Below are 11503 nucleotides of genomic sequence, written 5' to 3'. Positions count from 1 at the left end.
GTGCCCGGGTGGGATGTCGGCCGCCCCGGATGGGTCTGTTAGTCTCGGGTCTGGCTCCGATGCGCATCGTCCAGACCGTTTTTGGCGTATTCCATTCCTTCGACCTGGCTCGGGAGCTCCATCGTCGCGGTCATCTCCGGCGCATCTACTCCACGTGGCCATGGCGGCGGGTGCAGCGCGAAGGCCTCTCGCGCGATCTGGTCGGCACGTTCCCCTGGATTCACGCACCCGAGTTCATCCTGGGACGCTACGGCCTGCTGCCGGACTGGCTTGCGGACCAGACCGGCTACGCCAACGCGCTTCTATTCGACGAGTACACGTTACGCAGGCTTCCCGAGTGCGACGCTCTCGTTGCGATCTCCGGATCGGCGCTCAAGACAGGACAACTCGTCCAGCGGCGTGGGGGCGTTTTCGTGTGCGATCGCGGCTCCTCGCATCAGCGATACCAAGAGCAAGTGATCGCGGAGGAGTACCGCCGCTGGGGAGTGGACCGGCGCGTCAGCGATCCCCGCGATACGGTGCGCGAAGAGGCCATCTACGATCAGGCTGACGCGATCACGGTTCCCTCTACCTTTGCCCTCGAATCGTTCGTGGAGATGGGGGTTCCGCGCGAGAAGCTCCATTGCATTCCATACGGGGTGCGGTTGGATCGCTTCCAGCCGGTGAGCGAACCGCAAGCCGATACGTTTCAGGTGGTGTTTGTCGGCGGTGTCAGTCTGCGCAAAGGCTTTCCATACCTGCTGCAGGCTTTCCAGCGCGTACAGCACCCTGCCAAGCGGCTGCGCGTGGTCGGAGCCGTGTCGCAGGAGATGCGCGCGCTGCTGCAGACCTTGCCTACAGAGCACGTTGAGTTTCTCGGTCTTCTGCCGCAGACCGAGCTGCCCGCCATCCTCTCAGGGAGCCACTTGTTCGTCCTGCCGTCGATCGAAGAGGGTCTTGCGTTGGTGCAGGGGCAGGCGATGGCCTGTGGATGTCCGGTGCTTGCCTCGACCAACACTGGCGCCGCCGATCTGTTCAGCGACGGACAGGAAGGGTTTATCGTTCCGATCCGCGACATTGACGCGCTTACCGCGCGCATGCAGCAGGTGGCCGATGATCCCGAACTGCAACAGCGTTTGCGTGCTGCAGCGCTGCTTCGGGTGCAACACCTGGGAGGCTGGCACGAATACGGCAGCAAATGGGAGGCGCTTCTGGAGTCGCTTACGGGCAGTGGGCGTCAGCCCGGCAGCCCTCCGCCAACAAAGTGAACCACTTCCAGCCGGTCACCTTCCCGGACAGGCGCTTCGGCCCAACGTGTTCTCGGAACGATGCTGCCGTTCTGCTCCAATGCGACCCGGTCCGGTCGAAATCCTAATTCGGACACCAGCATTGCGATCGTCGCGTCCTGCTGCAGTTCTCGGAAGTCCCGGTCAAGTCCGTTCACCGTCAGTCTCAACAGGGGTTCACCTCAAGCACAACTTTAGCAAACCGGTCTGCGCTGCCCGCTTCTGCTGTGACGCGGCTCAGGCGTGGCGCTTACGCAGCCGGCCCTGCACCCAGTCCTGCAGTCGTTGATGAACCGGGACGATCTCCGCCGCCTCCTCAAACACTGTGCGGGAGCACCCCATGAGCATGCGGATTGCGCGGTTCTCTGCGACGTTCGGACCGCCTTCCACCAAGCGCGAGTCGACCAGGTACTCGATTGCATGGCCAAGCACCTCCAGCGCACGACCCTGCTGAGGCGTGGTGCGGCGGCGAGCCGGACGCGGCTGCAACGGAGGCAAGGGCGGAGTCGCGGTGATCGAGATAGTGGGCAGGCGAAGAACGGCAGGTGTGGCCATGGTGAGAACTCCTTGACGGCTGTTCCCTCCCTATCGGCCAGCCTCGTATTTGCATGAGCGGTCTAGCTGGCCGATATCGGCTTCGGCTTTCCGAGCAGGTTCAAGGGCCCGCACCCGCTGCCCCGGGGAGTGGCATTCTGCATCGCGGCAGTCACGAAAGCCTTCGCCTGCCGAGCCGCAGCTAGCCAATCTCCCTTATGGAGGAAAGCCGCCAATAGAGCACTGGAAAACACGCATCCCGTACCGTGCGTAGAGCGGGACTGCAATCTTCTGCCGGCGATCCAGGTTGGCGAGCCTTCCCAGAGGACCAGATCGCTGGGTGGCTCCAGGTGCCCGCCTGTCACCACCGGCACTAATTTGGGATACCGACCACACAGTTCAGCGGCGCAACGCTCAGCGTCGAGCTCTGAAGCGCACGGCATTCCGGTCAGTACCGCCGCTTCCGGTGCATTTGGAGTGACCGCATCGACGAACGGCAGCAGCTCGCGCTGCATTGCGCCAAGCCCCGCAGGGTCCAGCAGGATAGCTCCGGAGCTGGACACGAGAACCGGGTCCAGCACTACCGTGATTGGCCGCTTGGAACGTACTTGCTGCAAAAATCGCGCGACCACCTCCACCTGCGGCGCGCTGCCGAGCATGCCAACCTTAATGCCATCGGCGGGCAGGTCGGCCTCCAGCTCTTGCAGGGTGTCATGAAGCAGATCGGCGCTCACCGGCTCCACGCGACGAACGCCACGCGTCGACTGCACGGTAAGGGCCGTGATCGCTGAGGTGGCGAACACACCAAATTGCGCGAACGTAAGCAGGTCTGCCGTGATCCCGGCTCCTGAACCTGGATCGAAGCCAGCGATGCTCAGCGCCGTGAGATTGCGTTGCGGCCGCCCATCCATGTGCTCGGTGCTCACGGCTTTCAGGATAGCCCGTATGATCGCCCGGTTCTTGCGGACGTACCTCGTACACTGCTGGTATGGCCGCACGTGAACGCCTAATTGTGGCACTGGATTATCCGGAGCGAACGCCGGCGCTTGCGCTGGTGGACAGCCTGGGCCACGACGTCCTCTGGTACAAGGTAGGACTGGAGTTGTACCTGGCGGAGGGTGGCCGCATCGTGGAGGAACTCCGCGGCAAAGGCAAGCACGTCTTCCTGGACCTGAAGCTGCACGATATTCCTAACACGGTTGCGGGCGCGGTACGCAGCGTGGCGCGCCTGGGGCCGGATCTGCTGACTATCCACGCCATGGGTGGCCCTGCCATGGTTCAGGCTGCGGTAAGTGCTGCCGCCGAAACTTCGCCGGGCCTGAAGATCATTGCCGTTACCGTGCTGACCAGCATGAATCAGCAACAACTGCGGGCCACCGGTTCCTACCTGCCGCCGGAGCGCCGTGTTCGTCGCTTGGCGACCATGGCAATGCTCGCAAACGCGCATGGAATCGTGTGTTCACCGCAAGAGGTCGCGGCCATGCGCGAGATCGTATTTCCGAAGATCACGGTCGTTCCCGGCATTCGACCGGCGGACGCCGCGGCAGACGATCAGAGCCGGACTGCGACTGCGCGGCAGGCGACCATCGATGGCGCGTCGATGCTGGTCGTGGGCCGACCGATCACTCGCGCGTCCGACCCGTTGCAGGCAGCGCGCGCCCTGCTTCTGGAGATGGACACCGCCTTTCGTTCCTGATGTCGCTTCGGCCCCGGAGCTGGTGCAACCAATGCACGAAAGCCCGGCACAAGGCCGGGCTTTCATTAGTTCCAAACTTCTACTAGAGACGCTCGAAAAAGTCGCAGGCCGAGCAGGAGATGTACATGCCGCCCGGTGTTCCGCGCTCCCGGTCCTTCACGCGCTTTGCCACGCGCGTCGGCTTTCCGCACTTCGGACAGTCGGTGCTGCGGGTGGTATCCATGACCTTCTTACGGTCGCCAGTCTTGGCAATCTTTGCCATTGGTGTTCCTCTTCTTGGCCGCAGAGCGGCTCAGTGAAATCGTGATTCGCGAGTGCTGTGATTCAGGGATCACGAACGAGCCGCCGGACCAAGGAGGGTCAAGCTTCTCTCTCGCGCAACCCTTCTAGGGTATCACCAGCGGGTGAGGTCTCGGTTGTTGCGACCAATATCCTGCCTGGCCCATCTCCGGATCGGGCGGCACTATCGGGACGCGATCTGCGCGCCGATCTTCGAGTTACCGGAGTTCAAGGAAGGTGCCGGCTTCGAGTCCGCGGCCTTGCCCTGCGAATTGTTCTCGGCATCGGTCCGCAGCGAAGGCGCTTTGCGATCTTCGTCTGCCGGTGCATCGCCGCCTAAGGCCACGGTTCTCGTCCGTGAAGGATCCCGGTAGTCTGCAAGTTCGTCCTTGTCCCGCGTTTCCAGCGGCTTGCCCAGCGCACCGGTCTTCAGCAGGATGACCCGATCGCCACGGAAGCGGACAAACCGGATCGTCTGTGGCGTATGACCGTAGACCCACTCCTCGAAGACCTCGCCGGTGGTGGAGTCCGCGGCACGCTCTCGCATCTTGCTTTCCGGCTGTCCCGCGGCCGCAAGCACCATGCGCTTGTTCATGCCGACCAGGATGCGGTGTTCTTCAATGGCCTGCTTGATGGGCGCGGGCAGGGTGTCTGCGTAGGCCTGCTCCCCGGATTTCACCCCGAAATCGAGCAGCGGCTCCAGCAGGCTTTTCAGTTCTGCAGCGGTCAGGTGCGGCACCGGACCTTCAAACAACAGGGCGATGCGAGTTCCGGTGGCATGCTCCCCCACCTGACCGTCTCCTGCGAGTGGAATATCGTTCACGGAAATGTGCCGCAGGAAGCGGTGTGGCAGATAGGGTCCGCCGTTCACATCGATCAGGATGCGGTCTCTCTCAAAATGAAGATCCGTCACCATCACTCGATCGCCGCGGTCGGCGCACATTCCCTTCTCGTAGAGTCGTTTCTGCAGGTCCGCCGGGCTCACGGTCAGGCGACCATTTGCATGCAGCTCCAAACCCGGCGCACCCAACGGCAGCGGCAGATGCGCAAAGCCCATTTCGGCCAGCAGCATGCGAACCAGGTCGCGGCGAGCGGCCAAGTCCAACTCCCCGCTCGGCAGATCCACCCGAGTCGGATGAAAGCCTTCGAGCGGGTTCCCAATGGCGGTCTCCCGGCCCACGACGAAGACATCCCGTTGTGGTTGCGGACCCGGCGTTTGCGCGCCCAGCCACGCGCTTGCGGCGGTACCTGCCAGCAACGTGCAAAGGCGAAGAAAACGCATAAGCAGACCCTCGATGCACACGACTGTAGCGCCGAATCGAGGTACTTTGCAACTGCCGCCTTGCGCCTGCTTCAGCGGGCCCGTCTAAATGCGCGGTTCTGTGTCTCCGGCCGAAGAGGCGGGAGATCCCGGATGCGATCCGATGCCGCCGATCTGGATCAACGGTGCCGCCTGGCTCGCCTGTTCCATGCGCGTATGCTCGGGCGGCGGAGCAACATCCATCGGGTACCCTGCGCCAGTAATCGGGTCGAAGGTGTAGTACCACGCGTAGTCGCGTGTAAGCCGCCACACTGCAATCGCGCTCAGAATGACAATGGGAACTGCCCAGAGCGTAGCTTCCGGGCCGAATCCGTCTCCGGTAAGCCAGCGCGGACCCTGCATGCCACTGCGCACCAGGCTGGTTGCGGGTGGCCAAAGGAACGAGGGCAAACCGAAGAGCTCCGTGATGCAAAGCCCCCACACGAACTGCAACGCGCCACCCAACCAGATCGCCCGCGTGCGCGCAGCGGCGAGGCAGAAGACTACCTGCGCCATGGAGGCGACGATCGCCTCTGCCCCGTCGGCACCTGCCGTGTACGACGTGAGCAGCGCCGCCACACACGCAAAGGCGATTGTGGCGAAGGTGGGTGAGGTAGCTCGGCTCAAAGCCTGAAATGGCAGGCCGCAGAGCACCAGTTGACGGGCCAGCACAAAGAGTAGAAGCGCCAGGATCGAGGCAGTTGCGGCGCCCAGGTGGAAGCCATCCAGCGACAAACTGCTCCGCATTCGAAGGAGCAGGACTCCGGGCAATACAAGGGCAACCGCGATGGCCCATCCCACTGCCGCGCCCAGGCCAGCTTCCCGCGTCGCAGAGGGTCGCCGCACCAGCCCAAGAGCGCTCAGCGGCCGCAACTCCGGCACGCGCATCCGGGCGATCGCAAGTAATCCGGCAACCAGCAGGACCAGGTTCAACAGCGGTCCAAGCAGTGGGCCCGAGCCGCCCGGCCGCAGCACGTCGACGATGTGGGTGAGCACGCCTGTCAGTGCCATCGTGCCTGAAAAGTAGATGGCACACAGCAGAAACGTGACGGCTGCTCGACCGGCTGTATTGTTGCCTGTCGCAGGTGCGGCACCGCCGGCGGACGTGGGCACGTGTTGTCGCTCCATAGGCTGGTTCCCGCCTAGGACTGCGTCACAGTGTCGATTGTGTAGAACTGCGCGATGTTCCGGAACTTGGTGTACCTCTGTTCCAGCAGGTCATCCAATGATTGCTGCTCCAGCGCGGACAGGTGCTTCTTCAGCTCCTGCGCGACCAAGGCAATGCCCTCCTCCGGATTGCCTTCGGCCGACTCAGCTACCACGTCATCCACGCAGCCCAGCGCACGCACATCGGGAGCGGTGTACTTGAGCGCCGCGGCCGCCTTCTGGCGCTTGCCGGAATCCTTCCACATAATCGAGGCGCAACCTTCCGGCGAGATCACCGAGTAGATGGCATTCTCCAGCATGAGCACGCGATCCGCAACGGCGAGGGCAAGAGCTCCACCCGAGCCACCCTCGCCCGTAATCAAGGCGATGGTCGGCACACGCAGTTGCGACATCTCGATGAGGTTGCGGGCGATCGCTTCGCCCTGCCCACGTTCTTCCGCACCCAAACCGGGGTACGCGCCGGCAAGGTCGATGAGCGTGATGACGGGGCGGCCAAACTTTTCAGCAAGCTTCATGGCGCGCAGAGCCTTGCGATAGCCCTCCGGCTCCGGCGATCCGAACCTGTACCGCATGCGGTCTTTGGTGGTGCGGCCCTTGCGATTGCAGACGACCATGACGGGCGATCCGTCCAGCCGTGCCATGGCACAGTACATGGCGCAGTCGTCGCTGAAGCCGCGGTCGCCATGCAGTTCCTGGTGATCCGTAAAGATCGCTTCGAGGTAATCCATAGGGTGCAGGCGCTGCGGGTTGCGAGCTACCTCGGTCTTACGCCACGCCTCGTTGGTTTCAGGGGGCCGAACTGCTTCCATTTCTGCCATGTGCTCTCGAGTGCATTCTACGCTCAGGGTCTCTGATGTGCGGCGTACTCAAGTCCGATCATGTACCCAAGCTGAGCCGCATGCCGTTGACAGGCGCGGGCGGCGCCATGCGCGCCACGTCACGCCTGAGAAGCTGCCTTTCCCGCGTCACTCCATCAAATCTCTGGTACGCCGCCGAAGCAGAAGTACCGGCGGCCAAAGGAGTTGAGATGAAGACAGCACATCAGCGTCTGGCTTCGGCTGCACTGGCAGCCACCCTTGCACTTGGAACGGCGGCCGTGGCGGCCGCGGCCTCGGTCTACACCGATTACAACCACAGCACCGACTTCAAGCAGTACCACACGTTCTCCATCTACCGCCTGCACTCTGGTGACCCCCTAATGGAGAGCCGTCTTCGCTCTGACATCGAAGCTTCGCTGCGCGATCGCGGCTGGCAGGAAGTTCCCCAGGGCGGCGATGTGGCGATCACCGCGATTAGCAATGTGCAGAACGCGCAGGAGTACACGACCTTCTACGACGGCCTGGGACCCGGCTGGGGTTACGGCGGCTGGGGCGGTCGTTGGGGCTGGGGCGGTTGGGGCGGACGCGGTTGGGGATGGGGCGGTGAGGGCGTTGCCACCACCCGCTCACAGACGGTTCCGGTAGGCACGTTGGCGGTCGACATGTATGACACGCGGACGCACCAGCTTGTCTTCCGCGGAACAGCTTCTGACGAGTTCTCCACGAAGCACGCGGACACGAACGACCGTAAGACGGCGAAGGAAGTGGACAAGATCTTTGACAAGCTGCCGAAGATCAATCGCGCTGGCTGACATCGGATCGGATGAAAGCGAGAACGCCCCGGGAACCCCGGGGCGTTCGTTCTTTGCAGGTCTGGTCGCTAGTTGATCACGCGCACTCCACCAGCGCCGACCAGTTCCTCGACCTGGTCGATAAAGAGACGGTCCGCAGTTACCGAAAACCCACTCGGCTCAAGTACGGCGCAGAACTCGCCTGGCTCCTCCAGGTCTAGCAGCAGCTTGCCCGGTCCCGGCCTCGTCTGGAATAGGCTGGCCAGCTTTTCCAGCAGTGCCGAATCAGGATGGTGCAGCGGCACCTTGATGCGCAGCGCCTCCGGCAGCTTGATCTGCACGTCCTCGAGAGCCGTGATCGCGGTGACGCTCAACTTCGGTGCTGAGTCTTCCTCCCCCCGCAGCGACCCGCGCACCAGTACCGGCACGTCGATCTTCAGCTTCTCCTGCAGCTTTTCGAAGTCCTTGGGAAAGGCGATCAGGTCAATCTTGCCGACCGTGTCCTCCAGGCACGCCGAGGCATACATTTCGCCGCTGCGCTTGGACTTTGCGACCTTCAGGCCGGTAATCACGCCCGCTATTGAGATCTCGTTCTGCGGCTCGCGTTGGCCGCGCTGGAAGACGACCGGCTCCGGCTTCATCTCGCATGCGGTTGCCGTGTCCACTGCCTTCATGTTGCGCAGCTTCTCGCGGTACTTATCCATTGGATGACCGCTGACAAAGAAGCCGAGCACCTCCTTTTCGTTTTGCAGGCGCGTATGCTCGTCCCAATCCGGCACCTTGGGCAGATCGTCGGCAGCACTGCTCGTGGCTGCCGCTGGTGTGCCCGCGTCGAAGAGACCGAACAAGCCGCTCTGGCCGCTCGCGGCGTCCTTCTGCGACTTGGCGGCTCGCTCCATCGCAGAATCCAGTGCGGCGAACACCCGGGCGCGAGAACCAAAGGCATCCATCGCGCCGGCCTTCACCAGCGACTCCAGCACGCGCTTGTTCAGAAGACGCAGTTCGACCTTCTCGCAGAACTCCCACAGTGAGGCAAAGCCCGGCTTGCCTTCCGCCTGCAGAGCCTTGCGTGACGTGGTGATCGTCTCGATTGCGTTGCCTCCCACGTTCTTGATCGCAGCAAGGCCAAAGCGTATCGAATCGCCCGCCGGAGTGAAGTTCGCGTCTGAGATCTGCACATCCGGCGGCAGCACCGTAATGCCCAGTTCCCTGCACTCGCCGATGTACTTCACCACGTTCTCAGGTTTGCTGGTTTCACTGGTCAGCAGCGCCGCCATGAACTCGACGGGGTAGTGCGTCTTCAGCCAGGCGGTGTGGTACGCCAGCAAAGCGTATGCGCTTGAGTGAGACTTATTGAAGCCGTATCCCGCGAACTGCAGGATGAGATCGAACAGCTGGCCGGCTTTGTCTTTGGGATGCTTCTTTTCTGCTGCGCCGGCCATGAAGAGGTCGCGCTGCTTGGCCATCGCCTCAGGATCTTTCTTTCCCATGGCGCGGCGCAACAGGTCGGCGCCGCCCAGAGAGTAGCCGGCGATTGCAGACGAAATCTGCATCACCTGCTCCTGGTACACGATGACGCCCAGCGTCTCCTTCAGCAGCGGCTCCAGGTCGGGAAGCAGGTACTCGACCGCGCGCCTTCCCCACTTGCGCTCGATGAAGTCGTCGATCATGCCGCCCTGGATCGGGCCCGGACGGTAAAGCGCGTTGAGCGCAGTCAGATCTTCGACGGTGGTCGGCTTGTAGCGGCGCAGCACGTCGCGCATACCGCCCGATTCAAACTGGAAGACGCCGCTCGTCAGTGCTTTGTGGAAGACGCGCTCGTAAGTCTCCTGATCATCCAGCGGCACCTTGGCCATATCGACGTCTTCGCCGCGATTGAGCTTGATCAGCTTCAGGCAGTCATCGATAACCGTCAGCGTGGTGAGCCCAAGAAAGTCCATTTTGAGCAGGCCCATCTTCTCGACGGCCTTCATGTCGTAGGCCGTGACGATGCCCTCGTCCTTGGTGCGCGTCACGGGTACAAGTTCGGTCAGCGGCTGCGGTGCGATCACCACTCCAGCGGCGTGCACTCCCGCACCGCGTACCAGGCCTTCCAGCCGCATGGCAGCATCGATCACTTCGCGCACGGGCTGCTGCTGCTCATACGCCTGCGACAGCATCGGCGAATCTTTCAGCGCCTGTTCGATGGTGATGCCGATGGTCGGCGGAATCATTTTGGCGATGCGGTCCACCTCGCCGTACGGCATGTCTAGCGCGCGGCCCACGTCCTTGATCGCCGCCTTCGCGGCCATCGTGTTGAACGTGATGATTTGCGCGACCTGTTCCCGGCCGTATTTGCGCGTCACGTACTCGATCACTTCGCCGCGGCGGTTCATGCAGAAATCGATATCGATATCCGGCATGCTGACGCGCTCCGGATTCAGAAAGCGCTCGAACAGCAACTCGTTTTGCAGCGGATCGATGTCCGTGATTTCCATCACATAGGCCACCAGCGATCCCGCTGCCGATCCGCGGCCAGGGCCTACGGGGATGTTCTGTTCCTTCGCATAGCGGATGAAGTCCCACACGATCATGAAGTAGCCGGGGAACTTCATGGCCTTGATGCAGTCCAGCTCGCGATTCAGTCGCTGCTCGTACTCCGCGCGCGTGTGCTTCAGGATGCCCCGCGACTCCAGGAACGCGATCGCGGTATCGAAGCGCTTGCGCAGGCCCTGCCGGCACACCTGCTCGAAATAACTGTCCAGCGACTCGCCCGCGGGTACCTCAAACTGCGGGAATGGATTGCCGACCTTTTGCAGCTTCACATTGCAGCGATCCACAAACTGCATAGTGCGGCTGCAGACTTCCTCGTGTCCGGCGAAGGTGCGGTACATCTCTTCCGCACTCTTGATGTAGAACTCCTGCGTGTCGAAGCGGAAACGGTTCGGGTCGTTCATGCTGGCCGCCGTCTGCACGCACAGCAGGATCTCGTGCGCGCGTGAGTCGTCGCCCGCAACGTAGTGCGCGTCGTTGGTCGCAATTAGCGGGATGTCGAGTTCCTTCTCCATGCGGAAAAGCTGCTCGCAGACTCCCTTGTCCGGCTCCAGACCGTGGTCCTGAATCTCGAGAAAGAAGTTGTTCTTGCCGAAGATCTCGCGGAAGAAGCCTGCGGTCTTCTTGGCTTCCTCGTACTTGTCTTTCATCAATTGCTGGTTCAACTCACCTGCGAGGCAGCCGCTGAAGCCGATCAGGCCTTCGGTGTGCTTGGCGAGGAACTCTTTCGACACGCGCGGCTTGCGATAGAAGCCGTGCAGCGAGGCTTCGCTGGTGAGCCGTACTAGGTTTCGGTAGCCCTCATCGTTTTCCGCGAGCACAAGAAAGTGGTTATATCCGCCACTCATCTCGCGGTGATCCGCGGTCTGCGACAGGTACAGTTCGCACCCGATGATCGGCTTGATGCCCTTCTTCCCCATCGCATCGGCAAAGTGCACCGCGCCATAGATGTTGCCGTGGTCGGTCATGGCCGCCGCGGTCTGGCCCAGCTTGCTCAGGTGCGCGGCCAGCTTATCCACGTCGCAGGCGCCATCCAGCAGGCTGTAGTCGGTGTGCAGGTGCAGGTGGGTGAAGTCGGCGGCCATGCCTCGATTCTAGGTCCGCGCGAGTGTGGTAAGCGC

Annotated in this window: 11 protein-coding genes; 3 read left to right on the top strand and 8 right to left on the bottom strand. The window is 62.5% G+C overall.

The window, feature by feature from the left end; all coding sequences use genetic code 11:
• Window positions 1-59: 59 nt before the first annotated feature.
• Window positions 60-1247, top strand: coding sequence for a glycosyltransferase family 4 protein (locus OHL12_RS04680; protein WP_263412667.1), 1188 nt, complete (start codon window positions 60-62; stop codon window positions 1245-1247).
• On the opposite strand, the gene thiS is transcribed toward OHL12_RS04680, so the two are convergent.
• From thiS to thiD, 3 genes are all read right to left on the bottom strand, one after another.
• The gene (gene thiS, locus OHL12_RS04675) at window positions 1217-1369 is read right to left on the bottom strand and encodes a sulfur carrier protein ThiS (protein ID WP_317889834.1); all 153 of its coding nucleotides are present in this window, start codon (window positions 1367-1369) and stop codon (window positions 1217-1219) included. The two genes, OHL12_RS04680 and thiS, sit on opposite strands and share 31 nt — an antisense overlap.
• A gap of 133 nt (window positions 1370-1502) precedes the next feature.
• On the bottom strand, window positions 1503-1820 hold the full coding sequence (locus OHL12_RS04670) for a hypothetical protein (protein ID WP_263412665.1): 318 nt from the start codon (window positions 1818-1820) through the stop codon (window positions 1503-1505).
• A 62-nt stretch (window positions 1821-1882) separates the two neighbouring features.
• Window positions 1883-2725 carry a bifunctional hydroxymethylpyrimidine kinase/phosphomethylpyrimidine kinase gene (gene thiD / locus OHL12_RS04665; protein ID WP_263412664.1) on the bottom strand — a complete coding sequence of 281 codons (843 nt, stop codon included), beginning with the start codon at window positions 2723-2725 and terminating at the stop codon, window positions 1883-1885.
• Between the two features lie 62 nt (window positions 2726-2787).
• Between thiD and pyrF the strand changes: the two genes are divergently transcribed.
• The gene (gene pyrF / locus OHL12_RS04660) at window positions 2788-3495 is read left to right on the top strand and encodes an orotidine-5'-phosphate decarboxylase (protein ID WP_263412663.1); all 708 of its coding nucleotides are present in this window, start codon (window positions 2788-2790) and stop codon (window positions 3493-3495) included.
• An 82-nt stretch (window positions 3496-3577) separates the two neighbouring features.
• Here the strand turns inward: pyrF and OHL12_RS04655 are convergent, their stop codons facing one another.
• The 4 genes from OHL12_RS04655 to OHL12_RS04640 all read right to left on the bottom strand — a co-directional run bounded on the left by OHL12_RS04655 (window position 3578) and on the right by OHL12_RS04640 (window position 7059).
• Complete coding sequence (locus OHL12_RS04655) at window positions 3578-3757, bottom strand: Rcat domain-containing protein (protein WP_263412662.1); 180 nt, start codon at window positions 3755-3757, stop codon at window positions 3578-3580.
• A gap of 201 nt (window positions 3758-3958) precedes the next feature.
• A complete protein-coding gene (locus OHL12_RS04650) occupies window positions 3959-5056 on the bottom strand; it encodes a DUF2845 domain-containing protein (RefSeq protein ID WP_263412661.1) in 1098 nt (365 codons plus the stop codon).
• Window positions 5057-5140: 84 nt separating this feature from the next.
• Complete coding sequence (locus tag OHL12_RS04645; protein WP_263412660.1) at window positions 5141-6187, bottom strand: hypothetical protein; 1047 nt, start codon at window positions 6185-6187, stop codon at window positions 5141-5143.
• 29 nt (window positions 6188-6216) lie between these two features.
• Window positions 6217-7059, bottom strand: coding sequence for an acetyl-CoA carboxylase carboxyltransferase subunit alpha (locus OHL12_RS04640; protein WP_344687956.1), 843 nt, complete (start codon window positions 7057-7059; stop codon window positions 6217-6219).
• 209 nt (window positions 7060-7268) lie between these two features.
• Between OHL12_RS04640 and OHL12_RS04635 the strand changes: the two genes are divergently transcribed.
• On the top strand, window positions 7269-7871 hold the full coding sequence (locus tag OHL12_RS04635) for a DUF4136 domain-containing protein (protein ID WP_263412659.1): 603 nt from the start codon (window positions 7269-7271) through the stop codon (window positions 7869-7871).
• A 68-nt stretch (window positions 7872-7939) separates the two neighbouring features.
• Here the strand turns inward: OHL12_RS04635 and dnaE are convergent, their stop codons facing one another.
• Window positions 7940-11467 carry a DNA polymerase III subunit alpha gene (gene dnaE / locus OHL12_RS04630; RefSeq protein ID WP_263412658.1) on the bottom strand — a complete coding sequence of 1176 codons (3528 nt, stop codon included), beginning with the start codon at window positions 11465-11467 and terminating at the stop codon, window positions 7940-7942.
• Window positions 11468-11503: the final 36 nt, after the last annotated feature.

Source organism: Terriglobus aquaticus (assembly GCF_025685415.1).
In the GTDB taxonomy this organism is placed as follows: Bacteria; Acidobacteriota; Terriglobia; order Terriglobales; family Acidobacteriaceae; genus Terriglobus; species Terriglobus aquaticus.
The sequence above is the reverse complement of the archived record's forward strand: the minus strand, read 5'-3'. Positions and strand labels throughout refer to the sequence as shown.

Coding starts and splice junctions, on each gene's coding strand:
- OHL12_RS04670 (WP_263412665.1), bottom strand. CDS start 1,820: ATGGCCACACCTGCCGTTCTTCGCCTGCCCACTATCTCGATCACCGCG.
- thiS (WP_317889834.1), bottom strand. CDS start 1,369: ATGCTGGTGTCCGAATTAGGATTTCGACCGGACCGGGTCGCATTGGAG.
- OHL12_RS04650 (WP_263412661.1), bottom strand. CDS start 5,056: ATGCGTTTTCTTCGCCTTTGCACGTTGCTGGCAGGTACCGCCGCAAGC.
- OHL12_RS04640 (WP_344687956.1), bottom strand. CDS start 7,059: ATGGCAGAAATGGAAGCAGTTCGGCCCCCTGAAACCAACGAGGCGTGG.
- OHL12_RS04655 (WP_263412662.1), bottom strand. CDS start 3,757: ATGGCAAAGATTGCCAAGACTGGCGACCGTAAGAAGGTCATGGATACC.
- pyrF (WP_263412663.1), top strand. CDS start 2,788: ATGGCCGCACGTGAACGCCTAATTGTGGCACTGGATTATCCGGAGCGA.
- dnaE (WP_263412658.1), bottom strand. CDS start 11,467: ATGGCCGCCGACTTCACCCACCTGCACCTGCACACCGACTACAGCCTG.
- OHL12_RS04635 (WP_263412659.1), top strand. CDS start 7,269: ATGAAGACAGCACATCAGCGTCTGGCTTCGGCTGCACTGGCAGCCACC.
- OHL12_RS04680 (WP_263412667.1), top strand. CDS start 60: ATGCGCATCGTCCAGACCGTTTTTGGCGTATTCCATTCCTTCGACCTG.